Origin of the sequence: Marinomonas rhizomae (assembly GCF_024397855.1) — a bacterium.
Taxonomy (GTDB): domain Bacteria; phylum Pseudomonadota; class Gammaproteobacteria; order Pseudomonadales; family Marinomonadaceae; genus Marinomonas; species Marinomonas rhizomae_A.
In genome coordinates, this window is record NZ_CP073343.1 from 3,471,805 (window position 1) to 3,498,198 (window position 26,394).

The window sequence follows — 26,394 nt, forward strand, 5'->3', positions numbered from 1 at the left end:
GGCCTGCTTAGATTATCATTTGTCTTATAACGTGGATCCGCTTATGGGCAGCATCCGATTTCGGACAATAATTATTGGCGACAAGTATACCCTGCATGGTTAAGCATTTACGCACCTACGCTTTATTTTTTCAAAGTCTTTTCATATTGCCTCTTGCACACGCGCAAGCAGATCAATGGGACTGGACGCCCAGAGAATCCCTAACGACGGAGCAGCAAGCGCAGCTAAGTCAGTATTGTCAGGGATCCTATATTAACGCCTGGAAAACGAACGACGTCAAAGGGACAAACCTCAAAGCGGACCTTATTGTTCGCGATAAAGACGGAGTCATTCACCTTCAAGGAGCTGCGGAAATTTTACAGCCACAATCTACTTTGTCTGCGAACAAAATAGAAGGCATCCCAGATCAGTATTATCGAGCTACTGGCAATGTAACCTTGCGCGGTGAAAACCAACTGATTCGCAGTTCAAGCAGTTATATTGGAGATAATGATAATGAGCCAACAAAATTCAAAGACGCGAAGCTCCTTAGCTATGACAGTGGCGCACGTGTAGAAGCAAAATCCTTATCTCGTAGCCAAAATGGCGTCGTGTTTATTGAAGACGGCTTATTTACAACCTGTGAACCCAATCAAGAAAGCTGGAAGCTATACGGCAGTTCCATTGAACTGGATACAAAAAGCGGATTTGGAACCGCAAAGCATGTACAAATTCGTATCGGTGAATTGCCTATTTTCTATTTTCCTTGGCTGCGTTTTCCAATAAACGATTCTCGTCAAACTGGATTTTTATTCCCGAGCTTTGGCTATTCAGGGTCAGATAGCCTTAGCTTTTCAGTTCCCTTTTACTGGAATATTGCACCAAACTACGACGCTACAATCACGCCACAATTTATCCAAAACAAGGGAGAAGGGGTTGACATAGAGTTTCGCCACTTAAGCCCTTATGGCGAAACCATTTATGAACAGTCTACTTTTTCAGATAATGACGAAGGCGAGCAGACACTGTTAAAATTACAATCCACACAAAAATTTAACCAAAACTTCAATGCTGGTTTTGTATTAGAAGACAACCCAACAAAAGATAAATACCCAGAAGCCAACAGCACGTCGATCGATGAAAAAGATCATTACGAACGTAGTGCATACTTTAGCTTTAACAGCGGTAACTTTCTTAATAAACTTACCTACTTAACTTATCAAACGCCCGATGACAAAGAAAATGAGCCATTTGAATGGTTACCACGTTTAGACAGCTCTTACCGGATAGCGACATCTCTTTTAGACTATAAAATTGACACCCAATACACAGACTTTTATGACCCAGCAGAAGACAATTTTGATGGCCAACGCATTGCCGTTAGACAAGACTCAAAGTTGAATTTCAAAAATGCTTGGGGAAGCCTAACCACAGGTTTTTTAGCGCAATACCGTGACTATGACTTGCATGACTACAAAACAACTACAGACAGCGAAACATCAATTGGGCATATCAGTGGCTACATTGACTCATCGGTAATGTTTGAGCGTCGCTTGACGCTGAAAAGTAGCGTGTGGCGTCAAACACTTGAACCTCGCTTAAGCTACCTGAATTCTCCATTCCAATCACAAGATCAAATTCCTGTTTTTGATGCCAGCGAACCAACCATGACGTATTCTCAGGCATATAGCCACACTCGCTTTAACGGCAATGACCGAATTGGTGATACGGAACAAATTACACTTGGTTTAGAGAGTCGTCTGTATGATGAAAATAATAATGAAAAATGGTCATTTAAAGCCGGTCAGATCTTCTATTTAGAAGACCGTTATGTTGGTATTAGTGGAAATACAATCAAAGGCTCAGCAGTTGACGATTCAAAGCGCAGTGACCTACTAACATCAGCTAATTACAATGGCAACCGCTATAGTCTGACTGGGAATGTGAATTACAACATGGACGACGACGAGGTCAATTTAGCGCAATTTATTACAGCCATGGAACCAATTGATGATGTAAAAATCAACTTAAGCTACCTGTATTCGATCAATAATATAAATGCAAAAAACGATGCAAAACAAGCAAGTGTTGGAGCAATTTTTCCAATAAATAACAATTGGTCAGCCTTTACACAATACACTTATGACTTCTTAAAAGAAGACCTCACTAAACAAACAGCCGGACTAGGCTACGAAAACTGCTGCATCAAAGTATCACTGAGTTATCAAGATTGGCTTGATGATGACAATATATTTGATAGAGGCATTTTTTTACAATTTATTTTACGTGGTTTAAGCACTGCAGGTCGAGCGAACGAAAACGCTAGCGGTATTGCCAATAACTATTGGAACCAAGGAAAAGTTGGATATTAATCATGAAGTTATTTTATTTTTTTACATTTATTTTATTTACACTGATACCGCTACACGCACTGCATGCAGAACCTACAAAAATTGACGGTATAGCAGCCATTGTTGACTCTAAACCTATCTTAGAAAGCGACATTGTGAGCCGCTTTCAGATTGTGAAAGATCGAGTTCCTGGCGGCGTAATGACTGATAATATACACCGCCAAATACTCAACCAAATGATAGATGAAGCATTGCAGATTAATTATGCTCGCAAAGTCGGCATGCGAGCCTCTAGCTCTGAAGTGGACAATGCCATCCTAGGCGTAGCGAAAAATATGAACCTAGACTTACAAGGCCTAAAGAATGTCCTTGCAAGCAAAGGCATTAATTACACACGCTACCGTGAGCAAATTGAACAAGAAATCCTAATTAACAACATAAAAAGAGAAATTGTTAAAAAGCGTATCTCTATTTCTGACCAAGAAATTAACGACTACCTCAGCTCAGACACCAGCATCACAAAAGAAAAAGATCAGGTGCATCTGCGCCACTTGCTTATTCGCGCAAGCAACCCCGAAGAAGCAGCAGCAAAAATCAACAGCATTGCCAAAAACATAAGTTCTGAGAATGACTTTGTTCAACAAGCAATCGAAAACTCAGATGGCCAATTTGCCATTGAAGGTGGTGATTTGGGCTGGCGTCCACTCAATCAGTTGCCTCCGCTATTTGTACGAGCATTAGAAACTGAAAAAGGCCCACTAATTGGTCCCTTACAAAGTAATGCTGGCTTTCATCTTTTGTGGGTAATTGAGAAGCGCTCTCCAGATGTCACCCTGCAACAACAAACCAAAGCACGACATATCCTAGTTAGGGCAAATGAAATACGAAATATGGATCAAACCAAAGCCCTAGCAGATGAACTTTATAAAAAATTAGAAAACGGTGCGGACTTCGCTCAATTAGCCAAAGAATATAGCGAAGACCAAGGTTCAACGCTACAAGGTGGTGATTTGGGCTGGGTTACCCCAGGTACAATGGTCCCAGAGTTTGAAGACATGATGAAAAAAACCAGTGTCGGAGGTATCAGCAAACCATTCCGTACACAATTTGGCTGGCATATATTAGAAGTTGAAGGCCGCCGTGAAGCCGACATCAGCGACAAAGTGAAACGTAGCAATGCAGAACGCGCTTTAATGGCACAGAAACAAGATATCGTGCTTGGCAATTGGCTTGATGAGTTACGTGCTGACGCCTTTATTGACATTAAAAAATAAGAGAAAACAATGGCACATAATCCGGTAGAGTCATTCCCCATTATTGCCATTACCTCTGGTGAACCCGCAGGTATCGGCCCAGATATTATTTTAACGGCTTTAAACGAGCAGACATTCTCTGCTCGTTTAATTATCCTCGCGGACCCAGAATTACTGAAAGAAAGAGCGTTAGCTTTAGGTATTACGGCAGACATTCAAACACTCAACAAACCAGGAGATGCCAAAGCACATAAGCAAGGTACTATTAGCGTCTTGCCAATACAAATGGCGAAAAAAGCCACGGCAGGCACTCTGGATATTGCGAACTCTGCCTATGTTTTAGAAACCTTGAAACAAGCGGGAGAAGGCTGCATTCGAAAAGAGTTTGATGCCATTGTTACGCCGCCTGTTCACAAGGGTATTTTGTGCGAAACTGGTGTACACTTTTCTGGGCACACTGAGTTCTTTCAAGCCCAATGCCAGTCTCCTCATGTTGTCATGATGCTAGCGACAGAAGCTATGAAGGTAGCACTAGTAACCACTCACCTACCTTTAAAAGATGTTTCTGCAGCCATTACAGAACAAAGTATAAGCCTTGTAGTGAAAGCACTAAACCAAGATCTCCAAGAGAAATTTGGCGTTGCACAACCTAAAATTTTAGTTTGTGGGCTAAATCCTCATGCAGGTGAAGATGGTCACCTTGGCCGAGAAGAAATTGACGTTATCATTCCGACACTCAATAAGCTGCGCCAAGAGGGTTTAAACCTAATAGGACCGCTACCAGCAGACACACTGTTCACACCAAAATACCTAAATGATGCCGACTGCGCCTTGGCTATGTATCACGATCAAGGCTTACCTGTGTTAAAATACTCAGGTTTTGGTAATGCCGTAAATATTACTTTAGGCTTACCCATTATTCGGACATCCGTCGACCACGGCACAGCCATTGATTTGGCTGGCACAGGCAAAGCAAATAACGGCAGCCTTAAAGTGGCCATTCAACATGCTATTAACATGGCAAATAACGCGAAAAAGTTTTCTAAATGAGCAAACCACAACCCCATAAAGCCAGAAAAAGATTCGGCCAAAACTTCCTTCATGATCACGGTGTTATTCGACGCATTGTAGCCTGTATTGGACCTAAAAAAGGTCAGCGTATCGTTGAGATCGGGCCCGGTAAAGGCGCACTAACGGAAGGTATTATCAGTGTCACTGAGCGCATGGATGTCGTTGAGCTTGATCGAGACCTGATCCCTATTTTAAAAGTGAATCTGTTTCGCTTCCCTGAACTTACTGTTCATGAAGCCGATGCGATGAAGTTTGACTTCACCTCCCTAAGAACAGAAGAACAAGCTATTCGCGTTGTAGGCAACTTACCTTACAACATATCAACTCCGCTTATTTTTCACTTATTAAGCCAAGCGGATGCGATTGAAGACATGCACTTCATGCTTCAGAAAGAAGTTGTCGATCGTTTAGCAGCACGCCCTGGCGACAGCTTATATGGTCGTTTAAGTGTTATGGCTCAGTATTATTGTGCTGTCGAATCACTATTCATCGTTGGGCCAGAATCCTTTGACCCCGCGCCGAAAGTGGATTCTGCGATTGTCAGAATGACACCTCACAAAATACTGCCTTACCCAGTAAGCAACATCAAAATGCTCGAAGATATGGTAAGAATCGGCTTCCAGCAACGTCGCAAAACCCTGCGTAATAACTACAAAGGCGTTTTAGACAATGAAGACTTTGCCGCACTGAACATTGATCCGACACTGCGCCCAGAAAGATTAGACGTAGAAGACTTTGTTCGAATCACCAACTACGTCCTCAAAAAGGAAGGGTAAATGCAAAAATATGATGTCGTGGTTTCCGTTCGCACAGAATACTTAGCAAATCAATCAACACCAGCTGAATCACGCTATGTTTTTGCTTATCATATATCTATTACCAACTGCGGAACCGAATCAGCCAAACTTCAAACTCGTCATTGGATAATCACCGATGGCAACGAACAAGTTCAAGAAGTCAAAGGCAGCGGCGTCATTGGAGAATACCCATATTTGGGACCTGGTGAATCATTTCATTACACCAGCGGTACAGTGATGGAAACTGTGGTTGGTAGCATGCAAGGCAGCTATCAGTTTCTGGCCGATGATGGCACAGAGTTCAAAGCCCCTATTCGTCCGTTCACCTTGTCCGTTCCAAACCAGGTTCACTGAGGCTATCTATGGCAACCTATGTTATTGGTGATTTACAAGGCTGTCTGACGCCTCTTGTTCAGCTATTAGAACAAATCAATTACCACCCCGAGCAAGATAAACTTTGGTTCGCTGGGGATTTAATCAACCGCGGTGAGGAATCATTAGAAACACTGCGTTTCATCAAATCTTTAGGCAATAATGCGACCGTAGTTTTAGGTAATCATGACCTTCATTTACTCGCTGTATCTCATGGCTACGGACAGCTGAAACGTGGCGATACGCTGGCAGAAATACTCACTGCTGGCGATCGTGATGATTTGATGAATTGGTTACGCAATCAACCTCTCTTTCATTATGATGAGCAACTTAATACCGTTATGACTCATGCAGGTATTCCACCTTGCTGGGATTTAATACAGGCACAAGCTCTAGCCAAAGAAGTCGAAGATAAACTGAAATCAGACAGTGTTGATGAATTTTTTGCCACCATGTATGGTAATAAGCCAAATAAATGGAGCGACGACCTAACAGGGCTGGATCGCCTTCGTGCGATTACCAATTATCTAACTCGCATGCGATTCTGCGATGAAAGCAGTAAGCTCGATCTAGAATCAAAAGAAGGCATCAACACAGCCGCGAAAGGCTACGCACCATGGTTTAACTACCCAACAAACGTACCTGAAAACTGCCACATTGTTTTCGGTCACTGGGCCGCACTAGAAGGCAAAACCCAGAAAGAACGCATTCATGCACTTGATACGGGTTGCGTCTGGGGTGGGAGCCTGACCGCATTACGCCTTGAAGACAGACATCGCTTCAGTACACCTTGCACAATTAATCGGAAGAACTCATGACTTACACTTGTATCGACATCGCTGACGCTCTACCAATCATTGAAAGTAACGCTGCTGTCGTAGATATCCGTGACTTGGTTAGCTTTGAAAATAGCCACATGACAAATGCTATTAACCTTACCAATGACAACGTTCAAAATTTCATTGATAACACAGATAAAAACCAACCCGTTATTGTCTGCTGTTATCACGGCAATAGCAGCAAGGGTGCGGCAGAATACCTAGCCTCTCAGGGCTTTAAAGAAGTTTACTCTTTAAATGGCGGCTTTAGTCAATGGAGCGCAATGTTCCCAGACCAATGCGAGACAGGTAACTAAATAACAATGTCACCCTCTTATCAAGTCTACCTCGTAGGCGGCGCTGTCAGAGACGCGCTACTTGAACTTCCAGTGATCGACCATGACTGGGTCGTCACAGGCGCAACACCAGAACAGCTTGAAAGAAAAGGGTTTCAACAAGTAGGAAAACAATTTCCTGTTTTCCTACATCCTAAAAGCAAAGAAGAATACGCCCTTGCCCGCAAAGAAAAAAAGCAAGGCGAAGGCTATACTGGATTTATCTGCGATTTCTCTCCAGATATCAGCTTAGAAGAAGATTTAGAGCGACGAGATCTGACCATCAACGCCATCGCACAAGATAAAAATGGCACCTTAATCGATCCATTTAATGGTCAACAAGACTTGCTCGACCGAGTGTTTCGTCACGTATCCGAAGCCTTCATAGAAGACCCACTACGCGTATTACGAGTCGCTCGTTTTGCAGCACGCTTCCAACATTTTGGCTTTACCATCGCACCAGAAACCCTATCTTTGATGCAAAAAATTAGCGACTCAGGTGAACTATCAACATTGAGTGCAGAACGTATTTGGAAAGAGCTAGAAAAAGCACTAACCACTCGCCATGCCGATGTTTTTTTCTCTGTTTTAAAAGAAGCAAATGCATTAGAAACCCTGTTTCCAGGATTTATTTGGGGGAACAATAAAACACTCACAGACACATTAAATCAGGTAGAGCTGACACCCGCTCAGCGCTGGGCCATTCTTTGTAAAGACACACCACTAGCAAAACTTACTCAACTTCATCAGCGTATTCGTTGCCCCAACCAGTTTAAGATTCTCGCAGAACAAACCCGCTCTTTTTTAGAAAACCAATGCATTCCGATGGATTCTGTTGCGTGGGAAAACTGGTTAACGTCTGTTAATGCCATAAAAAAACCTCAACCATTTATATTACTGATTGAGGTTTTAAGCCATTTAACCAACAGCAAAATTGAGCATTGGCAACTACTACGAAACACAACGGCGACAATCAATGCGGCTGGTTTAATTAAACAAGGCTTAAGCGGCGCTGAACTGGGCCAAGCACTGAAAAAGGTGCGCGCCGAAGCGTTAGATAAAACCCTATCGCCACTTATATCCTAATACTGGACCACCTGCTCTCACTTACGAATGCTTAACATCTAGTAAGTGACGGCAGACTTTCGATGAATTTTCACGCCAACTGCCTGCGCTGCAGAAACAGCACCCGGCTTACGCAAGGTCAAGGTGACAGCATTCAACTTAAACTGCCCAATCAACTCTCCGACCAAATGCTCGGCCAAGGTTTCAATTAACTCAAATTGACGTTCAGCACAAAATGCCAAAATATAATTTGAGATAGCCTCATAATCTAGCGTCTTAGCAAGATCGTCCGTTTCAGCTGGAACTCGGTTGTCATGCTCCATTTCCAAATCAAACACTAAATCCTGTTGAATCTTTTTTTCCCACTCATACACGCCTATTACGGCCTGCGTTTTGAGACCTTCAATAAAGACCAAGTCTTTCATATTAAGATTCCTTCAAAGATGGCAATTCAGACAAAGGCCAGCGGGCACGTATCGATAAACTCAATTCCGAAGATTGACCATTTACTAAACGCTGCGCACCTGCATAAGCGATCATAGCACCATTATCGGTACAAAATTCTGGTCGCGCATAGAACACACTGGCCTTAATTTTTTTCAACTGGCTTTCAAGCTGTTCACGTAAGCGCTGATTTGCACTTACGCCACCGGCAATAATTAGTTGTTTCAGCCCTTCCGCTTCCAAAGCTCGACGACATTTAATTACCAAGGTATCAACCACTGCAGTTTCAAACGCTAATGCGGCATCCGCTTTAAACTGCTCATCACAACGATCGTTATCCAATGCATCATGAACGGCCGTCAAAAACGCCGTTTTCAAACCACTAAAACTAAAATCCAAGCCTGGGCGATCAGTCATAGGGCGAGGGAATTTCAACCCTGACTTTGGATCACCCTTTTTTGCCAAGGCAGCTATCTGTGGGCCACCGGGGTAAGGTAAACCTATCATTTTTGCCGCTTTATCAAAGGCCTCACCAGCGGCATCATCAAGTGATTGACCTAATAAACGATATTCACCAATACCATCCACTCGAACCAATTGAGTGTGCCCACCAGAAACCAGTAAAGCAATAAACGGCATCGCTGGTTGAGACTCTTCTAACATAGGTGCTAAAAGATGACCTTCCATGTGATGCACACCCAAAGCAGGAATACCTAACGCATACGCTAAAGAGCGACCAATTGTGGCGCCAGCCATCAAAGCACCAACCAAACCTGGGCCACTGGTATAAGCAATCGCATCCAATTCTGACTTTTTCATTCCCGCTTCTTGTAATACTTCATCAATAAGAGGCAAGGTCTTACGAACATGATCACGAGACGCTAATTCAGGCACCACACCACCGTACTCAGCATGCTGCGCTATTTGAGAATAAATCTTGTGGGCCAACAAGCCATTTTCAGTATCGTAAATCGCGATACCTGTCTCGTCACAAGAGGTTTCTAATCCCAATACTTTCATTAGAATAATCTCATCAATAATTTGAGCGCATTGTACCCTATCTATCTCGACCATTGCAGAGCAAAGAGCGACTTCCTTAGCAAACTACCCAAATGAAATTAGACATGCCAAAGTAAAAGCATTATAATGCGCGCGTTTTAAATGTTTAAATTAAAAGGCAGGTGATTTTTCTAGTTTGGCACATAGCTACTGATGTAAGCACTTCTTATATTTCGTGCTTCTTATGTAAATGATATGGCGATCCAAACACCCTCTTAAAGAATGAATACAGTTACAGACGCGACAATAGTCTGTTCAGGGTTGGGCTTTTTTTAGCCTAGAAAAATCGATCCATAGCGGATCACACTCTGTTCAACAAAAGCGCGCTTTGAAAGCCCAATAAATACGGGTATGATTCACGCCGTTTTTGTGAATGCTTAAACTTTAAAAAAATATTATTGAAGGTAATAACATGCCAGCTGTAAAAGTAAAAGATAACGAACCATTTGACATCGCTCTACGTCGCTTCAAACGCTCTTGTGAAAAAGCAGGTGTTTTGGCTGAAGTTCGTCGTCGTGAATGCTACGAAAAACCAACTACTCTTCGCAAACGTGCTGCAGCCGCTGCTGTTAAACGTCACGCTAAGAAAGTTTCTCGTGAGCAGAAGAAATTTCAACGTTTGTACTAGGCCAATCTGCCGTTTGGCAATTTGCTAAAGAACAAATGTTTGCCTAGACGTTTCTAACATTTAGGCTTATAAAAAACGGCTAGTTAAGCAACTAGCCGTTTTTTTTGTTTCCAAAGAGACCCCAGCACGACACCGCGAGCAACCGTCTCAATGAATTAAAGCACCATGAATTTAAAGAGGATCCTATGTCAGAATTAAAAAAACACATCTCAGACACACTAAAAACAGCGATGCGCGCCAAAGAAAAACAGCGTGTGACCGTAATTCGCACCATTTTATCTGAATGTAAAAAAATTGAAGTCGATGAACGCATTGAGCTAGATGATGCACGCGTATTGGCCGTGTTAGATAAAATGAACAAGCAGCGCAAAGACTCCTACCAACAGTTCATTGACGGTGGCCGCGAAGATCTAGCCGTAGTCGAAAAAGAAGAGATGGTAATCATTAGTGAATTTTTGCCAACGCCATTGACTGATGATGAAGTCGGTGAGATTGTTAAAGCTGCAATTGCAGAAACGGGTGCCAGCTCCATGCAACAAATGGGCGCTGTTATGGCCATTGTAAAACCTCAAGTACAAGGCCGTGCCGACATGGCACAGATCAGCAAACAAGTGAAAGCACAATTAGGCTAATACCATGGCGGGACGCATTCCTGATCAGTTTATAGATGAGCTACTCGCTCGAACCGACTTAACCGACGTGGTTGCGTCTCGTATTAGCTTAAAAAAAACCGGGCAAAATTACAGTGCCCTCTGCCCCTTTCATAATGAAAAAAGCCCTTCTTTTAGCTTAAACCCCAACAAGCAATTTTATTACTGCTTTGGCTGTGGCGCCGGCGGTAACGCCATTTCATTTGTGATGGAACATGATCATGTAGACTTCGTCGATGCGATTGAAACCCTCGCCAAAGACGCTGGTATGGAAGTTCCGAGAGAACAAGGCGCGCCAGATAGATACGAGCAAAACGCAGAGCTACTTAAACGCCTTTCTGAAAGCTCACAGTTTTATCAGCAACAATTAACACAGCACCCTGATAAGAAAAAGGCCACCGACTATTTATCCAAAGACCGTGGGTTATCAGGTCAAATCGCCAAAGTATTTGGCTTAGGGTATGCTCCAGCAGGATGGGATAACCTCCTCAAAAAGGTAGGTACTCGTGCAGAAAGCCAAGAACAATTATTTCTTGGCGGCATGTTGATTGAAAAAAAAGATCAACCAGGTCATTACTACGACCGCTTTCGTGATCGAATTATTTTTCCTATACGTGATTCGCGAGGTCGAGTTATTGCCTTTGGTGGGCGTGCATTTGGCGATGAAAAACCCAAATACCTAAACTCTCCAGAAACGCCAGTTTTTCAAAAAAGCCAAGAACTTTACGGTTTGTTTGAGGCAAAGCAAAACACGCCTGTACTCGATCAAATTATTGTGGTCGAAGGCTATATGGATGTCATAGTGCTAGCCCAACACGGCATTACCAATGCGGTCGCCACACTAGGAACATCCGTAAATAGCCAACACATACGCAAATTATTTAAACTAGTTAGCAAGGTTGTACTTTGCTTTGATGGCGATAAAGCTGGCCGCTCAGCCGCTATACGAGGCCTAGAAGCCTCCCTTCCTGTTATGCAAGATGAAAAACAGGTGCGTTTTTTATTCTTGCCAGAGGGCGAAGACCCTGACTCTCTTGTTAGAAAAGAAGGTAAAGAAGCCTTTAACCATCGCTTAGATGACGCATCCTCTTTATCACACGTTCTATTTGATCACGCCCGAAATCAAGTCACCCTTGGCGACGAAGAAGGTGAAGCACAGTTTGCCCGTAATGCCATGGAAATGATCAAACAAATTCCGAAAGAGCTAACTTTTCGCTCGGTATTAATTCGCCAATTAAGCGACCAATCTGGCATAGATAGCGAAACACTAGGCAACACCGTTTTCAAAACTCGCCGCCAACACATACCGACGGAAGGTCACGAGCTAACACCTCAAAGCCATACACAGCAAGTTCAACATTTTGATGGCGACACACCAGACCTAAGCCACTACGATTACGAACCCTCTCATGGTGGTTATGATGATTTTCATCATGACGATTACAACGCACCAGCAGCTCAACCCAAGACACAAGGCTCATTTAAAAAACCATTTGGGAAAAAACCTTTTTCTAAAGGGAAATTCTATAACGACGAGCCCGCACTACCACCTGCAGCGCCGAGTCTCAGTCGAATCAAGCAAGCCTCACTGTGCCTTTTACTGCACCCACACATTGCGAAAGACATTGATTTACCAGACCCATTGGTAAATCAAGCCAATGAAGAGCTGCAGATCTTTTGCAAAATATGGAGATATTTCGCAAAACACCCTAATAAAAACACGGGACATCTGTTAGGTGAAATAACAGATCCAGCCACAATATCGTCTATTTACGCACTATTAAACCACCAAGATGCAACAACCAAGCAAAAAATCACCAATGCGCAACAAGAAGTTCTTGATATGGTTTTAGCATTAGAAAAAAATCTTGGATTAAATAGCAGCATTGCACGGTTGAAAAGTCAGGGGAACGAATCCATAAAGGATAATAGCAGCAAGCAAGAACTGCGAAATTTAATGGATTTAATTAGACAGAAAAAACATTAAACAGCGTTTAATTTTCATTCAAAAAAACAGGATTCGGTGGATAAAAGTGAATAATTTTGTTATAATCCGCGGCTTGCTAAACTCCCAAATGAATTTCTAACGATAGGTTGTCGAATGCCAGACACTCAACAGTCACGTCTCAAAGAGCTGATCTCCAAGGGTAAAGAACAAGGTTACCTAACTTTTTCCGAAGTTAACGACCACCTCCCTGATGACCTTTCAGACCCGGAGCAAGTAGAAGAAATCATTGCCATGATCAACGACATGGGCATTACGGTTTCTGAAGTTGCACCAGATAAAGATAACCTTCTTATGGAAGAAGGTGACGCTACAGATGAAGCTGCAGCGGAAGAAGCTGCCGCCGCCCTAGCCGCAGTAGAAGGTGATATCACCAGAACAACGGATCCAGTGCGTATGTATATGCGTGAAATGGGTACTGTTGAGCTATTGACTCGTGCGGGCGAAATTGCGATTGCCAAGCGTATCGAAGAAGGCACACGCGAAGTCATGGCGGCTATCTCTTACTTTCCAGGTGCGGTAGACGTACTACTAGATGCTTATGCAAAAGTGCAGGAAGAAGAAGGCCGTCTAAGCGATATATTTAGCGGTTTCATCGATGGCGATGGTGAAGAACCTGTTTTCGAGGAAGCCGTAACAGAAGAGCCTGCGATCGAAGAAGACACTGTAGACAGTGATGACGACGATGATGATTCTGAAGACAGCGAAGAAGAAACCGATAACGGTCCTGATCCTGAAGAAACAGCACTGCGCTTCAATGATATTTCACGCATTTACGAAGAGCTAAAAGTCTTGCTAGCAAATAGCAATCGACAAGATCCAGCGGTAAAGAGCAAGCAAGAAGAATTAAGTATCAGCTTTGCTCCTATCAAGCTTGTACCTAAGCTGTTTGATGATTTAATTGATCGTGTTCGTTCGCGTATGGAAAAAGTACGCGACCAAGAGCGCCTTATCATGCAAGTGTGTGTACGCAAAGCGGGCATGCCAAGAACCGAGTTTTTGAAGCGCTTTCCAAGCAATGAGACAAATCCTGATTGGCTTAAGGAGCAAATTGCTTCTGGTGCTGATTACGCTGCATCTCTTGAAGAAAACGAAGCCGAGTTTATGCGTAGCCAGCGCAAGCTTCGTGCTGTTTCAAAAGACACTGGTCTGACCATCGCAGAACTAAAAGAAATCAACCGTCGCATTTCTATCGGGGAAACTCGAGCTCGTCGAGCTAAGAAAGAAATGGTTGAAGCCAACTTACGTTTGGTTATCTCTATCGCGAAAAAGTACACCAACCGTGGCTTGCAGTTCTTGGATCTTATCCAAGAAGGTAATATTGGCCTGATGAAAGCCGTTGATAAATTTGAATATCGTCGTGGTTATAAGTTCTCGACTTATGCTACTTGGTGGATTCGTCAGGCAATCACTCGCTCTATTGCCGATCAGGCTCGTACAATCCGTATTCCAGTACACATGATTGAAACGATTAACAAACTGAATCGCATCTCTCGTCAGATGCTTCAGGAAATGGGACGCGAAGCAACGCCTGAAGAGTTGGCTGCTCGCATGGACATGCCAGAAGATAAAATTCGTAAAGTTCTTAAGATTGCTAAAGAACCGATCTCAATGGAAACACCAATTGGTGATGATGAAGATTCTCACCTAGGTGACTTTATTGAAGACGATGGTGCTGAATCTCCTATTGATATCGCAACTATTGAAGGCTTACGTGAATCAACAACGATGGTACTTGCTGGTCTAACCGCTCGTGAAGCCAAAGTGTTACGTATGCGTTTCGGTATCGATATGAACACCGACCATACTCTTGAAGAGGTTGGTAAACAGTTCGATGTTACTCGTGAGCGTATTCGTCAAATCGAAGCCAAAGCACTACGCAAACTACGTCACCCTAGCCGTTCAGAGCACCTAAGAAGCTTCTTAGACGAATGATACGATTAGCTATAAAAAAACCGCTGCCATAAACAGCGGTTTTTTTATAACCAAAAAATGTTAAAAAAACCCATTAGAACAAGCATAAGCAACAAAACTGTCATACACTCTGATTAGAGTATGGATAAAGACAGTGAGGTTTGGCTTGCTACAAAACCATAATCAAAATAACTCAATTCTCTACCCTCCCTTGGCAGATGCAACATCTAGCCAGCTACTTTCTACAACATTACGATCCGTACCAACTGAAATTTCAGCTCTCCAAAAAGACACTAAGTACTATTTTTTTTATTCGTTCATTCGCCCTTCAAAAGAAACTTCATGTTCATTGCAGGAGTAATACTCTATGGAAAAAATCTACGTTCTTGATACCAATGTGTTATTGCACGACCCGTTAGCAATTTATGCTTTTGCCGAACACAAGGTCGTTATCCCTATGACCGTCCTTGAAGAGTTAGATGTCATTAAAGACAGGAGAGACAAAGACGTGAGCCGCGAAGCTCGTGTAGCAATCAACACCATTGATAAGATCGTCGGCGATGCCACACCCCGGGAACTGCAAGCAGGCGTTCCAATCAGCACAGTTAGCAATGACACAGACTCCAAACGCTGTGAAGGCTCTTTAGCTATCTACCCGGACCAACAAATTACCCTCACTGACAACGTACCTTTTTTAAATGGCAATCACGACCACGCCAACGACAATCGCATCATCAATGTTGGACTAAGCCTACAGGCCACTCACCCACGATCTTCTGTTTGCCTTGTAACCAAAGACATCAACATGCGCATCAAAGCAAAAGGCTCTGGGCTAGAGCGCGTAGAAGACTATAGAAAAGACAAGGTTCTCGATGACCTCGACTTAATGAGCAAAGGCTATACCCAGTTCAACGGAAGTTTTTGGTCAACGATAGAAAGTGTAAAAACCGAAGCCCATGGCCGTCACACTGTACACGTCATTAACAAAAGCCATTTACCCAACATCTATTTAAATATGTTTGTGGTTGATGATGAAGATTTTATTGGATTTGTAGTCAATCTTGATCAAGAACACGTCTTTTTGCTTGATATCAACAAGCAACATCTGATGAATCAAAATTTCTGGGGCATACTACCACGCAATCTAGAGCAAGCTATGGCGTTTTATCTATTACGTCACGACAACTCCGACTTAATGGTAATGACAGGTCCAGCAGGCTCAGGCAAAACCCTATTGGCTTTAGCTTATGGACTACAAGTCACTATGGAGGAAAAGCGCTTTAATAAGATCATCGTTGCTAGATCAACTCCACCAATGGCAGAAGATATTGGCTTCTTACCCGGCACAGAAGAAGAGAAGATGGCGCCTTGGCTAGCCGCATTTGATGATAACCTAGAAATATTGCACGGCGCCGACGAGCACTCTTTTAGCAGTATCGATTACGTAAAACAAAAGGCCAACATTCAGTTCAAATCGTTGAACTTCATGCGCGGCCGCTCCTTCAACAACGCTTTAATTATTATCGATGAAGCACAAGGCTTAACACAGTTTCAGCTCAAATCCATCGTAACGCGCGTAGGCAGCAATTCAAAAATCATCGTACTTGGCAACTTGGCACAAATCGATAACAAGTACATAACCCCACTGACATCCGGTTTAACCTATTTAGTCGAAAAAACAAAATCCTTTAAATACGCCAGTATTATGCACGTCAACGGCATAGAACGAAGCCGACTCGCTGAATTTGCTGAAGAGAACCTATAACAATAACAAACACCAACACGCAAAAAAGGGAGAAGAGCCCAAGCTCTTCTCCCTTTTTTATCAATATACAGATTCAGTTGATCTGAATGGATTAACTACTGAGCGACAGATTTCGCCAATTCAGTAATTTCATCCCATTTACCCGCACGAACCAAATCTGTTGGGACAATCCACGAACCACCCACACAAAGCACGTTAGGCAATGCTAAATACTCACGGAAGTTGTCAGCACCAATCCCGCCCGTTGGACAAAATTTAATTTGCGGTAATGGACCACCAAATGCTTTCAATGCTTTCACACCGCCATTCACTTCTGCTGGGAAAAATTTAAAACGGTCATATCCGTATTCCATTCCCAACAAAACATCAGAAATCGTTGCCACAGCAGGTAAGTATGGCACATCGTACTCTTTGCCTACCGCCAATAAATCCGCTGTCATTCCTGGACTAATGATAAATTGAGAGCCCGCTTCGATCGCTTGAATATATTGCTCACGTGAACACACTGTTCCCGCTCCAACAATGGCATCAGGCACTTCCTTACGAAGCGCAGTAATCGCTTCTAAGGCAGCAGGTGTACGCAAAGTAACTTCTAAAACAGGTACACCGCCAGCAACAAGTGCTTTACCAAGTGATACAGCCTGCGCAACATCATCAACAACAATTACAGGGACAACAGGCGTTGCTGTCATTACTTGCTCTGCAGTATAAGAAGTGGTCATATGACTTTCCTTTTTTTAAGACTTCTTTGTTTAAGGACTAGTAGTCGTGCCAGTTACGGCCGTCTTTAATTGGCAACGCCATAGACGCTGCAGGACCCCACGAACCAGAAGCATATTCTTTTGGACGCTCACTCGTTTGATTCCAAGCAGACATGATTCCATCCACCCACTTCCAAGCCGCTTCTACTTCATCGTAGCGCATGAACAAAGTGGCATCATTGCGCATTACATCAAGCAATAGACGCTCATAAGCTTCCGGACTACGTTTATCGTTAAATGCTTCCGTCAAACTCAAGTTCAAATCAACTGGTTGAAGAACCATTCCTTCACTCACGCCAGGAACCTTATTCATCACAGTTAAAGAGATCTTCTCTTCTGGCTGAAGACGGATAATCAATTGGTTACGCTGAAGTTGACGGTTACTTTCATCACTAAAGATGCTGTGTGGAACCGCTTTATACTGAATAACAATCTCAGAATAACGCTGCCCCAGACGCTTCCCAGTTCTTAGGTAGAAAGGTACGCCAGCCCAGCGCCAGTTATCAATATCAGCGCGCAAAGCCACAAATGTCTCAGTTCTTGAATTAGGGTTACTCCCCTCTTCATCAAAGTAACCTTGAACATCTTTGCCTTTGATCATACCTTTCGCATATTGGCCACGAACGGTTTTAGTGTAAGCATTTGCACCCGCAATTGGACGCAGCGCTTTCAGCACTTTGATTTTTTCATCTCGGACAGAGTCTGCGTCCATTCGACCAGGAGGCTCCATCGCCACCAAGCACAATAGCTGGATCAAATGGTTTTGCACCATGTCACGCATTGCACCGGCTTTATCGTAATAACCCCAGCGCCCTTCAACACCAACAGTTTCCGATACGGTAATCTGCACGTTATCAATGTGTGCACTGTCCCACAAAGGTTCGAAAAGTGTGTTACCAAAGCGAATCGCCAACAGATTTTGTACCGTTTCTTTGCCTAGGTAGTGATCGATACGGAACGCTTGTTGCTCGTTGAAATTCTTCATTACTTCATCGTTTATCGCACGAGAAGACGCAAGATCTCGACCAAGTGGCTTTTCTAAAACAACACGCATACGAGGCGCATTCAAACCATGAGTCGCTAATGACGAACAAATAGAGCCGAATAGGTCTGGAGAAGTGGCAAGGTAAAATACAACATCACGATCCTCACCACCAACTTGATGATCATTCAAGCGAGAGAAGTCAGACTCTTGCTGAGCATCAACAGAAACATAGCTTAAACGCTCTTTGAATCGCGGCCATGTTTTCTCATCACCAATACTTGCAGGTACGAACTCATCAAGCGCTGCTCGAATTTTAGTTTGGTACTCTTCTGTGCTTACTTCTCGTCTCGAAGCACCAATGATGCGGGTCGTCGGAGCAAGTAAACCATCCATATCCAAATGGAACAATGCTGGCAGCAATTTACGCATCGCAAGATCACCACCACCACCAAAAATTACAACATCACAGGCTTTTAAACTGGCCTTCATTCTTTATTCTCCAACTAATCTAGGCTTTCGACACAAGATGGGACGCATAACATGCACACCCCATCAGCCCTGGGTATTCAGACATAACAACAAAAGTCGGAATAGGGGAAACAAACTCTTCCATACGACCTTTGTCTTGCATCGCATCACGGAAATTACTTTTAAGAATCTCATTTAAATAACGAGGCACAATCCCACCGGCGATATAAACGCCACCGCGAGACTCAACCGACAACACTAGGTCTCCGATCACTCGTCCTAAAAACACAAAAAACTGATCTAAAGTGGCAGTCGCTATTGGGTCATTGCCAAGCTTTAGCGCGTCGCCAATCTCAGGGGCGGTTAAGCGTTTTTCAATCCCTTCTCGCAATGCCAGTGCTTCGTATATATTTTCAAGCCCCATACCGGACAAAACACGCTCAGCTGAAACCCGCTTATGGCGCGTCCGAAGAAATTTTAGAATGTCGTCTTCGATGTCATTGCAAGCAGATAAGTCAACATGACCACCCTCGCCAGGCAAAACAATATTAGGCCCATTGTCTTGAGGAACAACACAGGATATCCCTAAGCCAGTTCCAGCCCCAACCACCCAACAAGCACCTTTAGGGTCGACTGTTGAGCTTTCTCCAATGACTACCATATCTTCAGATGTAAGGATTTCTAAGCAATGTCCAACGGCATCAAAATCGTTTAATAAAGCAACTGGTTTATTATCACCAAAATAGGACTGCACTTCATCACGAGTAAATTTCCAAGGATTATTAGAAAACTGTATCACTGGCTGATTGATAGGGCCCGCAATCGCCAAAACAATGGCATCTATTTTATCCATAGAAATACTGCAATTTTCAATGTAGTCAGCTGCAGCATCAAAAAAATTATCGTAATTTTTACAAGGAAGTACTCTAACTTCTAGAGGCTCATATTGATGGATAGGAACCAAAGCAAAACGCGCATTAGTGCCACCAAGATCGGCGATTAAAGCATGGGACATAGACGAACCCTATTTAATTTTTTTGAAATTTTACAACAAAATTGAGGTGAAAAATACCGCAGCCTTGAAAAAATAAGCCTCATAATGTAATAAAATTACAAAATCATCTCAGCCTATTTAAAAACTTAAAGACTTTCGTTGGCACCAATCTTTTACGGTTATTTTTATAATCATAGAGGCGCTCATCTGCCACTTTCAGCAAATGCTTATAGTTACTAGGCGAATCAGACATGACGCTGGCACCACCGTAACTAATAGTAATCGGTACAAGGTTAGATTTATACCTTAATGGATTAGATTGCAGATATTCTTGGATAGATTCCGCTACTAAAATGGCTTGCTCATAGTTTTTACCTGGCATAACGAAAACAAATTCATCACCAGCGAACCGAAAGGCCAAGCCTTGTTTGTGAACGTATTTGAGCAATCGCTTCGCTATATACTCCAATACTTCGTCACCACAATTATGACCTAGTGTGTCATTGATAGACTTAAATGCATCACAATCAATAAATACAACGGTTAGGTCGCGCTCCTGCATTTTAGATCGAGCAAACTCTCGGTCCAACATCAGCTCCAACTGTCGACGATTAAGCAAGCCAGTCAAAGGGTCGCGCGTTGCCAAGTATTCTAGCTTCTCTCTTGCCGTCACGTTACTCAAACAAATAGAAATTTTTATCGCTAATTGATCCAGTAGGAAGGTGTCTTTTGTCGCGGCATCATAACGCGTACTGTCGGAGTCCGCCTGACAAAATAAGCCAACTAGCTCACCGTCAATTGTTAAAGGAGAAATAGCGACCGAAGAAATAATGTCGCGATAAACCGCGGGGATAATTTCCCAACACTGACTTAAATTAGTGTTCACCAAAACCGTTTTATTACTGGATTTGATGATATCTATCATAGAGCGGCGTCTTGTAAAAAGTACCCGATCACGCAGATCTGGCATTTTTTCTAGACTTTCTATTAAATGAGATAAAGGAGCTTCGTTTATTAGGTTTACCCAAACATAGGGAACACTGAACTGCTTCTGTACTTCTTTAGTTAATGTAGAAACGAACTGATCACAACGACCAATCGAAAGAATGCAGCGCTCTATCTCAAAAAATTTACGAGCGATCTCTTCATTGCGTCTAACATTGTCGATCAGTTCGTTAATATCATGCATTCATTATGCCTCACCGCACTGGTGTGTAAGCGGCTCATTTTTCTTAATAGAAGCGCCAAATCCTGAAAAATAATTGATCTATAATGCATTATAGTACGATGCTTACACACTTTGGGCTATACGTTGAACAAAAATTGATAGCCTGACATACAAAAAATAACAATTAAAATACTCTTACTCTCCATACCATTCAAAATGATGGAGTCTGAAGAACTGCAACCAGTTTAGAAAGAGCACGTTCAATTAATTACCTGTTTTCTTTAAGAAAAACCATTTTGTGCCGATAGCGTTATCGAAGATAATTTAATAGGCACATTAATGAATATAAGAGAAATTGTTGAGACACAGGTAACCCAAAGCAGTAAAGCGGGCAATCCGGTTTCTGGCAATGCGCATTTTGCTTTATTAATGAGCCTATTCAATCAACCAGGGCCATCTGTCATAGACACACCTGATGAACTAAGCTTTCATCAGCCACACGCCATTACACGACCAATGCAATTTTCACACAGCATTGGAGAAAATCCGATTGCAAATATCGCCTTACTAAAAGCGTTAAGCTTCGAGCCTTTAGCGCCAGGTCCAGCGTATCAATACGATGCTGTTGAAAGCCTAGAACAGCAAATCAACACTCGCATCTGAATATTTTCTACTAAGACTTTCCTCCAATAGAAACAGAGCATCTCGTAAACAAAGTACTCCACTGCTTAGCATGCAACTGAGACGCCTGCTGATAACGCTGCCATACACCATCAGACTCCGACAAAGAAAATTGATGAGAAAAATCACTCATACCACGACTCAATGGCTCACTGATCTCAAACAAACGGTTCATTAGTGGCAAGACCTGATAAGCTCCACGATTGATCCGCCCCATATAAGGCTGGATAACCTCTACATAATGCGCCTGAAATTGTTGCTTAAGGTACGTTATTGGAGCACCACAAATATCGCCATCCAATGCACTTACTTTGTTGGCAACAAGGTTCAAATAACTGGCAATACGAGCTAGGGAATACAACAATCGTCCAGCGTATTCGCTGTCCATTAATACTTTTAAATCACCTTCAAAAACATTCGCGTCTATCAGTGGCAAATCGGCAAGATTTTCGCCAATATCAAGCAGTCGATTTAAAGCATCTAATAATGCTTGCTGCTCGGCCGTCGAATAATTTAATGGAAGATAGCCATTGGATAAGCCAAAAAAAGCCTCACTCTCTGCACCGTTAAAAAGCGCATTACCAAACGCCTTGGGTAACTCAAGACGTTTTTTTTGTGCTATTTGATTCAGCTCTTTAGACAAGGACTCATTATTAATATCACACGACTCAATGGCACGAATAATGTCCAACTCATATAAAAAGCGCTGACTGTCGGGCATAACTTTACCGAGAATACTGTTCTTTCTTCCTGCAACAATGCCCACATCACACTGTTGCAAAGACAAAAAATCCAATAAACCAATATCAAATTGGGTCAAACTTTGTTGACGATCACGAGAGGCAGGTAAACTAATTGGCATAGCCATTGCTGGAGAAGATAGCGAGACAAATTGCGAACGATTTAAATCCGTTACATATTCAGACAAAACATCTTCTGCTTTAAAACGCGTGTCACAACCCGCTACTCCAGCGAGTATAATGCCGCCTAATAGAATCACTGAAAGAAAAGGTTTTTTTAACATGAACAAGCTACTTATCCAAAAACGAGAAGAAATTTCAGAAACACGCGTCGCAAAGATGGTCTTTCCCGCTACAACCAACCATTATGACACGCTATTCGGCGGCATTGCTTTGCAGTGGATGGACGAAGTTGCCTACATCGCCGCAACTCGCTTTGCCAGAAAAACCATGGTGACCATATCAACAGAGCAAGTCGACTTCAAACAACCTATACCTTCGGGTATTTTAGTCGAATTAATTGCTCGTGTGGTTCATGTTGGCAGAACATCATTGAAAGTAGAAGTGTCGATTTATCTAGAACAGTTGGATAGTGATAAACGCACAAAAGCAGTAACCGGACACTTCAACTTCGTCGCAGTGGATATCAATAAGAAACCTACCCCGATCTTTGATGAAGAAACGAATATTTAAGAAGAGATTGTAATGAGTAGCACTTCGCATTAAGTACTACTCATCACTCGAAATCACTGAGCGTGACGCTTAGCTATTTCTGCAGCCAATTCATCAAAGCTTTTTTCAGCTTCTAATTTTTGAAATAAAGCGGCTTCATTTTTCATAGAAGTACGCAAAATATCTTGCGCTACTTTTCCGGCTTGATCCGGATCTAGACCTACCAAAACAACCAAACCACCGCTAGGCGTAGGCATCTGACGAACCACCTTTGAACCAATCAGCTTTTGCTCAGTTACTTGCTTTGTTACCACACTATTTACACGGTCAACGGTTTCAGCATCGCCAGCGCCCGTTGTCTCGACATACTGCTTAACCATATTTTGCAAATCAACACTAAGCACTTGTGCCAACTCAACACGCGCCGCCGTCGAAGCCATTTGCTTCATGTAATTAGGTCCAGCCGCTGATTTTTCGCTATACCCTACGGCAGACAAAGCCACACCATCAACAGGAGCACCACACACCCAATCAGGAGCTGGCTGGTTTGAGCCATCCGCAAAAACACAATCAGGAACAACAGCAACTGGCGTATTCACCACATCTTTACTACAAGCAGCCAAAAGCATACTAGCAGCCAATAAACCTACAACTTTCATCGTCATGACTTTTTCCTTTATCTAAGATTCTGAATTACTAAGAGATAAATAGTGGCAAAATATAACTTAAACATTAAAAACATGATTGTTATTTTAGTCCATTCAGACTATTAAAAACAAAAAAAGGCGCTATAAATAGCGCCCTTTTACATCAATTTACACTAGTAATTACTCAGTGTAAGCTGCTTTTTCTTCTTCAGTTACATCTTTCATAGAAAGCTTGATACGACCACGAGCATCAACATCTAGTACTTTAACGATAACTTCTTGGCCTTCTGAAAGGAAGTCGGTTACCGCACGAATACGTTCTTCAGCAATTTGAGAGATGTGAACCAAACCGTCTTTACCCGGCAAGATATTTACGAATGCACCAAACTCAGCTAGGCGAACAACTTTACCTTTGTAAAGTTTATCCACTTCTGCTTCTGCAGTGATTTCATGAATCTTAAGCAAGGCAGCATCAGAAGCCGCTTTGTCTGCAGCGTAGATACGAACAGTACCATCGTCATCTAGATCGATAGAAGCGCCCGTCTGCTCAGTAATAGAACGGATTGTTGCGCCGCCTTTACCGATAACATCACGGATTTTTTCAGGATCAATTTTGATCGTTGCCATAGAAGGCGCATTTGGAGAAACTTCTGGACGAGCGTAACCAATAACTTTCGCCATTTCACGAAGGATATGCGTACGAGCTTCAAGCGCTTGGCTCAAGGCGATGTCCATAATTTCTTCGTTGATACCTTCGATTTTGATGTCCATTTGAAGCGCAGTGATACCTTCTGCTGTACCCGCTACTTTAAAGTCCATATCGCCAAGATGATCTTCATCACCCAAGATATCAGTCAATACAGCAAAGCCGTCGTCTTCTTTGATAAGACCCATTGCGATACCCGCAACTGGTGCTTTCAGAGGAACACCCGCATCCATCATAGACAAAGACGCACCACAAACAGACGCCATAGAGCTTGAACCGTTAGATTCAGTGATCTCTGACACGATACGAATTGTGTATGGGAATTCATCTTCAGAAGGCAATACCGCTTGAACACCACGACGAGCTAGACGACCGTGACCAATTTCACGACGACCAACACCACCCATACGACCACACTCTCCTACAGAGTAAGGAGGGAAGTTATAATGAAGCATGAAGCTGTCTTTGCTTTCGCCCGTCAAACCATCAGTCATTTGTGAGTCACGGCTAGTACCTAGAGTACAAGTTGCAATCGCCTGAGTCTCACCACGTGTAAACAAAGCAGAACCATGAGTTTTGCTTAGCAAACCCACTTCTACGTCAATTGGACGAACAGTTTTGTTGTCACGACCATCAATACGAGGTTTGCCATCGATAACACGACGACGAACTATGCGTTTTTCAAGTTTGGAGAAAGCACCTGTAACATCTGCTTCAGAGAACTCGCCTTCTTCAGTAACAAGCGCCGCAACAGCAGCATTACGAACAACACCTAGTTGAGCGTAACGAGCCATTTTTTCACTGATGCCGTATGCTTCTTCGATTTGAGCTGCGTAACCAGACTGAAGTGCATCAGTCAAAGAAACGTTTGCTGTATCAGCAACCCAATCCCAGCGAGGCTTAGCGCACTCAGCTGCGAATTCAGTAATAGCAGAGATAGCTGATTGCATTTCTTTATGAGCATAAAGAACAGCACCTAGCATTTCGTCTTCTGTAAGCTCTTGCGCTTCAGACTCAACCATCAATACTGCGTCTTTCGTACCCGCTACAACCATGTCTAGCAAAGAACCATCTAGATCAGAATAGCTTGGGTTAAGAACGTAACCAGACTCGTCGTTAAAACCAACACGAGCTGCACCGATAGGACCATTGAATGGGATACCAGAAATAGTCAATGCTGCAGATGTTGCTAACATAGCCGCAATATCAGCGTCTAAATTAGTGTTAGTAGACATTACTGTACAAACAACCTGAACTTCGTTCATGAATCCCTTAGGGAACAATGGACGAATTGGACGGTCGATCAAACGAGAAGTTAACGTTTCTTTTTCAGAAGGACGGCCTTCACGTTTTAGGAAACCACCTGGAATTTTACCAACAGCGTAAGCACGCTCTTGATAATGAACAGATAATGGGAAGAAGTCTTGACCAGGTTTCGCTGATTTAGCACCCACAACAGTAGCAAGTACTTGTGCATCACCAATTGTACAAAGAACAGCACCTGTTGCTTGACGAGCAATGCGGCCTGTTTCTAGCGTTACGGTATCGTTACCGAACTGAAAAGTTTTAGTAGTAATACTCACACGTATTCCTTTTATTAAAAAAAATTCTTCTCCCAAAGACCTCTTTTTAAGCCAGTACTCATATGGACTCTTTTTACTTTTTCATCAAAGAAAAGAAAAGTGCATATGAAGTACAGGCTGTCCCTTGGGAGACCAATAAAAAAAGGGCCATAATCACTTATGGCCCTTTCTCAGTCTTAGCGACGCAGACCTAGTTTTTTGATCAAACTAGTGTAGCGAGTTGCATCTTTACGCTTAAGGTAATCCAACAACTTACGACGCTGGTTTACCATACGGATTAGACCGCGACGAGAATGATGGTCGTGGATATGAGCTTTAAAGTGACCTTGAAGACCTTCAATGTTCTTAGTCAACAATGCTACTTGAACTTCAGGAGAACCAGTGTCACCTTCCGCTACTTGAAACTCTTTTACCAACGCTGCTTTTGATTCTGCAGACAATGCCATAATCTTAATCTCCAAATTAATATGCTATTAAAAGTAA

25 protein-coding genes are annotated in these 26,394 nt (G+C 42.8%); 15 read left to right on the top strand and 10 right to left on the bottom strand.

All coding sequences use genetic code 11. The features are described 5' to 3' along the window. The first annotated feature begins 95 nt into the window (after positions 1–95). From KDW99_RS16395 to KDW99_RS16430, 8 genes are read left to right on the top strand one after another with little or no spacing between them, the layout of a single operon-like run. On the top strand, positions 96–2,351 hold the full coding sequence (locus KDW99_RS16395; protein ID WP_255826201.1) for an LPS-assembly protein LptD: 2,256 nt from the start codon (positions 96–98) through the stop codon (positions 2,349–2,351). 2 nt (positions 2,352–2,353) lie between these two features. Continuing rightward, entirely contained in the window at positions 2,354–3,604 is a 1,251-nt protein-coding gene (locus KDW99_RS16400; RefSeq protein WP_255826203.1) for a peptidylprolyl isomerase, read from the top strand. A gap of 9 nt (positions 3,605–3,613) precedes the next feature. Beyond that, on the top strand, positions 3,614–4,633 hold the full coding sequence (gene pdxA, locus KDW99_RS16405) for a 4-hydroxythreonine-4-phosphate dehydrogenase PdxA (protein ID WP_255826205.1): 1,020 nt from the start codon (positions 3,614–3,616) through the stop codon (positions 4,631–4,633). After that, entirely contained in the window at positions 4,630–5,430 is an 801-nt protein-coding gene (gene rsmA, locus KDW99_RS16410) for a 16S rRNA (adenine(1518)-N(6)/adenine(1519)-N(6))-dimethyltransferase RsmA (protein WP_255826207.1), read from the top strand. Before pdxA ends, rsmA begins: the two co-directional genes overlap by 4 nt. Further along, positions 5,431–5,805, top strand: coding sequence for a Co2+/Mg2+ efflux protein ApaG (gene apaG, locus KDW99_RS16415; RefSeq protein ID WP_255826209.1), 375 nt, complete (start codon positions 5,431–5,433; stop codon positions 5,803–5,805). It begins immediately after the preceding gene. 8 nt (positions 5,806–5,813) lie between these two features. Next, positions 5,814–6,641: a symmetrical bis(5'-nucleosyl)-tetraphosphatase gene (locus KDW99_RS16420; protein ID WP_255826211.1), complete on the top strand. Its 828-nt coding sequence runs from the start codon at positions 5,814–5,816 to the stop codon at positions 6,639–6,641. Then, the gene (gene glpE, locus KDW99_RS16425; RefSeq protein WP_255826213.1) at positions 6,638–6,958 is read left to right on the top strand and encodes a thiosulfate sulfurtransferase GlpE; all 321 of its coding nucleotides are present in this window, start codon (positions 6,638–6,640) and stop codon (positions 6,956–6,958) included. Before KDW99_RS16420 ends, glpE begins: the two co-directional genes overlap by 4 nt. A gap of 6 nt (positions 6,959–6,964) precedes the next feature. Further along, complete coding sequence (locus KDW99_RS16430; RefSeq protein WP_255826215.1) at positions 6,965–8,062, top strand: tRNA nucleotidyltransferase; 1,098 nt, start codon at positions 6,965–6,967, stop codon at positions 8,060–8,062. 38 nt (positions 8,063–8,100) lie between these two features. Here the strand turns inward: KDW99_RS16430 and folB are convergent, their stop codons facing one another. Beyond that, on the bottom strand, positions 8,101–8,466 hold the full coding sequence (gene folB / locus KDW99_RS16435; RefSeq protein ID WP_212917910.1) for a dihydroneopterin aldolase: 366 nt from the start codon (positions 8,464–8,466) through the stop codon (positions 8,101–8,103). Between the two features lies 1 nt (position 8,467). Then, complete coding sequence (tsaD, locus tag KDW99_RS16440) at positions 8,468–9,505, bottom strand: tRNA (adenosine(37)-N6)-threonylcarbamoyltransferase complex transferase subunit TsaD (RefSeq protein ID WP_255826221.1); 1,038 nt, start codon at positions 9,503–9,505, stop codon at positions 8,468–8,470. A 451-nt stretch (positions 9,506–9,956) separates the two neighbouring features. Here tsaD and rpsU point away from each other — a divergent pair, with 451 nt between their 5' ends. The 5 genes from rpsU (at position 9,957) to KDW99_RS16465 (ending at position 16,506) form a co-directional block, all read left to right on the top strand. Beyond that, positions 9,957–10,172, top strand: coding sequence for a 30S ribosomal protein S21 (gene rpsU / locus KDW99_RS16445; RefSeq protein ID WP_009835737.1), 216 nt, complete (start codon positions 9,957–9,959; stop codon positions 10,170–10,172). A 185-nt stretch (positions 10,173–10,357) separates the two neighbouring features. After that, a complete protein-coding gene (locus KDW99_RS16450) occupies positions 10,358–10,804 on the top strand; it encodes a GatB/YqeY domain-containing protein (RefSeq protein ID WP_255826239.1) in 447 nt (148 codons plus the stop codon). A 4-nt stretch (positions 10,805–10,808) separates the two neighbouring features. Next, positions 10,809–12,809: a DNA primase gene (gene dnaG, locus KDW99_RS16455; RefSeq protein ID WP_255826241.1), complete on the top strand. Its 2,001-nt coding sequence runs from the start codon at positions 10,809–10,811 to the stop codon at positions 12,807–12,809. Between the two features lie 114 nt (positions 12,810–12,923). Continuing rightward, entirely contained in the window at positions 12,924–14,762 is a 1,839-nt protein-coding gene (gene rpoD / locus KDW99_RS16460; protein ID WP_255826243.1) for an RNA polymerase sigma factor RpoD, read from the top strand. A gap of 346 nt (positions 14,763–15,108) precedes the next feature. Further along, on the top strand, positions 15,109–16,506 hold the full coding sequence (locus tag KDW99_RS16465) for a PhoH family protein (protein WP_255826245.1): 1,398 nt from the start codon (positions 15,109–15,111) through the stop codon (positions 16,504–16,506). Positions 16,507–16,601: 95 nt separating this feature from the next. Here the strand turns inward: KDW99_RS16465 and KDW99_RS16470 are convergent, their stop codons facing one another. The 4 genes from KDW99_RS16470 to KDW99_RS16485 form a co-directional block, all read right to left on the bottom strand. Then, positions 16,602–17,228 (bottom strand): bifunctional 4-hydroxy-2-oxoglutarate aldolase/2-dehydro-3-deoxy-phosphogluconate aldolase, encoded by a 627-nt coding sequence (locus KDW99_RS16470; RefSeq protein WP_255826247.1) that lies wholly within the window; start codon positions 17,226–17,228, stop codon positions 16,602–16,604. Between the two features lie 37 nt (positions 17,229–17,265). Beyond that, positions 17,266–18,741, bottom strand: a complete 1,476-nt coding sequence (zwf, locus tag KDW99_RS16475; RefSeq protein WP_255826249.1) for a glucose-6-phosphate dehydrogenase — start codon at positions 18,739–18,741, stop codon at positions 17,266–17,268. Positions 18,742–18,760: 19 nt separating this feature from the next. After that, positions 18,761–19,735 (bottom strand): glucokinase, encoded by a 975-nt coding sequence (glk, locus tag KDW99_RS16480; RefSeq protein WP_255826251.1) that lies wholly within the window; start codon positions 19,733–19,735, stop codon positions 18,761–18,763. 103 nt (positions 19,736–19,838) lie between these two features. Then, positions 19,839–20,903 (bottom strand): sensor domain-containing diguanylate cyclase, encoded by a 1,065-nt coding sequence (locus KDW99_RS16485; protein WP_255826253.1) that lies wholly within the window; start codon positions 20,901–20,903, stop codon positions 19,839–19,841. A gap of 318 nt (positions 20,904–21,221) precedes the next feature. On the opposite strand from KDW99_RS16485, the gene KDW99_RS16490 reads away from it, so the two are divergent. Next, positions 21,222–21,545 (top strand): hypothetical protein, encoded by a 324-nt coding sequence (locus tag KDW99_RS16490; protein WP_255826255.1) that lies wholly within the window; start codon positions 21,222–21,224, stop codon positions 21,543–21,545. A 10-nt stretch (positions 21,546–21,555) separates the two neighbouring features. Here the strand turns inward: KDW99_RS16490 and KDW99_RS16495 are convergent, their stop codons facing one another. Continuing rightward, complete coding sequence (locus KDW99_RS16495; protein ID WP_255826257.1) at positions 21,556–22,587, bottom strand: DUF3080 family protein; 1,032 nt, start codon at positions 22,585–22,587, stop codon at positions 21,556–21,558. Here KDW99_RS16495 and KDW99_RS16500 point away from each other — a divergent pair. Beyond that, the gene (locus tag KDW99_RS16500) at positions 22,586–22,996 is read left to right on the top strand and encodes an acyl-CoA thioesterase (protein ID WP_255826259.1); all 411 of its coding nucleotides are present in this window, start codon (positions 22,586–22,588) and stop codon (positions 22,994–22,996) included. The genes KDW99_RS16495 and KDW99_RS16500 overlap by 2 nt on opposite strands. A 53-nt stretch (positions 22,997–23,049) precedes the next feature. Here KDW99_RS16500 and KDW99_RS16505 read toward each other — a convergent pair whose 3' ends face one another. The 3 genes from KDW99_RS16505 to rpsO form a co-directional block, all read right to left on the bottom strand. Then, positions 23,050–23,640, bottom strand: coding sequence for an LPP20 family lipoprotein (locus KDW99_RS16505; RefSeq protein ID WP_255826261.1), 591 nt, complete (start codon positions 23,638–23,640; stop codon positions 23,050–23,052). A 162-nt stretch (positions 23,641–23,802) separates the two neighbouring features. Then, a complete protein-coding gene (pnp, locus tag KDW99_RS16510; RefSeq protein WP_255826263.1) occupies positions 23,803–25,911 on the bottom strand; it encodes a polyribonucleotide nucleotidyltransferase in 2,109 nt (702 codons plus the stop codon). Between the two features lie 176 nt (positions 25,912–26,087). Then, on the bottom strand, positions 26,088–26,357 hold the full coding sequence (gene rpsO / locus KDW99_RS16515; protein ID WP_255826265.1) for a 30S ribosomal protein S15: 270 nt from the start codon (positions 26,355–26,357) through the stop codon (positions 26,088–26,090). Positions 26,358–26,394 lie beyond the last annotated feature (37 nt).

What these genes read in the sequence shown, in the direction of transcription:
- KDW99_RS16505 (WP_255826261.1), bottom strand. Translation starts at nt 23,640, where the DNA reads ATGACGATGAAAGTTGTAGGTTTATTGGCTGCTAGTATGCTTTTGGCT.
- KDW99_RS16400 (WP_255826203.1), top strand. Translation starts at nt 2,354, where the DNA reads ATGAAGTTATTTTATTTTTTTACATTTATTTTATTTACACTGATACCG.
- rpoD (WP_255826243.1), top strand. Translation starts at nt 12,924, where the DNA reads ATGCCAGACACTCAACAGTCACGTCTCAAAGAGCTGATCTCCAAGGGT.
- KDW99_RS16450 (WP_255826239.1), top strand. Translation starts at nt 10,358, where the DNA reads ATGTCAGAATTAAAAAAACACATCTCAGACACACTAAAAACAGCGATG.
- tsaD (WP_255826221.1), bottom strand. Translation starts at nt 9,505, where the DNA reads ATGAAAGTATTGGGATTAGAAACCTCTTGTGACGAGACAGGTATCGCG.
- dnaG (WP_255826241.1), top strand. Translation starts at nt 10,809, where the DNA reads ATGGCGGGACGCATTCCTGATCAGTTTATAGATGAGCTACTCGCTCGA.
- KDW99_RS16430 (WP_255826215.1), top strand. Translation starts at nt 6,965, where the DNA reads ATGTCACCCTCTTATCAAGTCTACCTCGTAGGCGGCGCTGTCAGAGAC.
- zwf (WP_255826249.1), bottom strand. Translation starts at nt 18,741, where the DNA reads ATGAAGGCCAGTTTAAAAGCCTGTGATGTTGTAATTTTTGGTGGTGGT.
- rpsO (WP_255826265.1), bottom strand. Translation starts at nt 26,357, where the DNA reads ATGGCATTGTCTGCAGAATCAAAAGCAGCGTTGGTAAAAGAGTTTCAA.
- KDW99_RS16485 (WP_255826253.1), bottom strand. Translation starts at nt 20,903, where the DNA reads ATGCATGATATTAACGAACTGATCGACAATGTTAGACGCAATGAAGAG.
- apaG (WP_255826209.1), top strand. Translation starts at nt 5,431, where the DNA reads ATGCAAAAATATGATGTCGTGGTTTCCGTTCGCACAGAATACTTAGCA.
- KDW99_RS16465 (WP_255826245.1), top strand. Translation starts at nt 15,109, where the DNA reads ATGGAAAAAATCTACGTTCTTGATACCAATGTGTTATTGCACGACCCG.
- KDW99_RS16470 (WP_255826247.1), bottom strand. Translation starts at nt 17,228, where the DNA reads ATGACCACTTCTTATACTGCAGAGCAAGTAATGACAGCAACGCCTGTT.
- glk (WP_255826251.1), bottom strand. Translation starts at nt 19,735, where the DNA reads ATGTCCCATGCTTTAATCGCCGATCTTGGTGGCACTAATGCGCGTTTT.
- KDW99_RS16420 (WP_255826211.1), top strand. Translation starts at nt 5,814, where the DNA reads ATGGCAACCTATGTTATTGGTGATTTACAAGGCTGTCTGACGCCTCTT.
- rpsU (WP_009835737.1), top strand. Translation starts at nt 9,957, where the DNA reads ATGCCAGCTGTAAAAGTAAAAGATAACGAACCATTTGACATCGCTCTA.
- KDW99_RS16500 (WP_255826259.1), top strand. Translation starts at nt 22,586, where the DNA reads ATGAACAAGCTACTTATCCAAAAACGAGAAGAAATTTCAGAAACACGC.
- folB (WP_212917910.1), bottom strand. Translation starts at nt 8,466, where the DNA reads ATGAAAGACTTGGTCTTTATTGAAGGTCTCAAAACGCAGGCCGTAATA.
- rsmA (WP_255826207.1), top strand. Translation starts at nt 4,630, where the DNA reads ATGAGCAAACCACAACCCCATAAAGCCAGAAAAAGATTCGGCCAAAAC.
- KDW99_RS16395 (WP_255826201.1), top strand. Translation starts at nt 96, where the DNA reads ATGGTTAAGCATTTACGCACCTACGCTTTATTTTTTCAAAGTCTTTTC.
- pdxA (WP_255826205.1), top strand. Translation starts at nt 3,614, where the DNA reads ATGGCACATAATCCGGTAGAGTCATTCCCCATTATTGCCATTACCTCT.
- glpE (WP_255826213.1), top strand. Translation starts at nt 6,638, where the DNA reads ATGACTTACACTTGTATCGACATCGCTGACGCTCTACCAATCATTGAA.
- KDW99_RS16490 (WP_255826255.1), top strand. Translation starts at nt 21,222, where the DNA reads ATGAATATAAGAGAAATTGTTGAGACACAGGTAACCCAAAGCAGTAAA.
- KDW99_RS16495 (WP_255826257.1), bottom strand. Translation starts at nt 22,587, where the DNA reads ATGTTAAAAAAACCTTTTCTTTCAGTGATTCTATTAGGCGGCATTATA.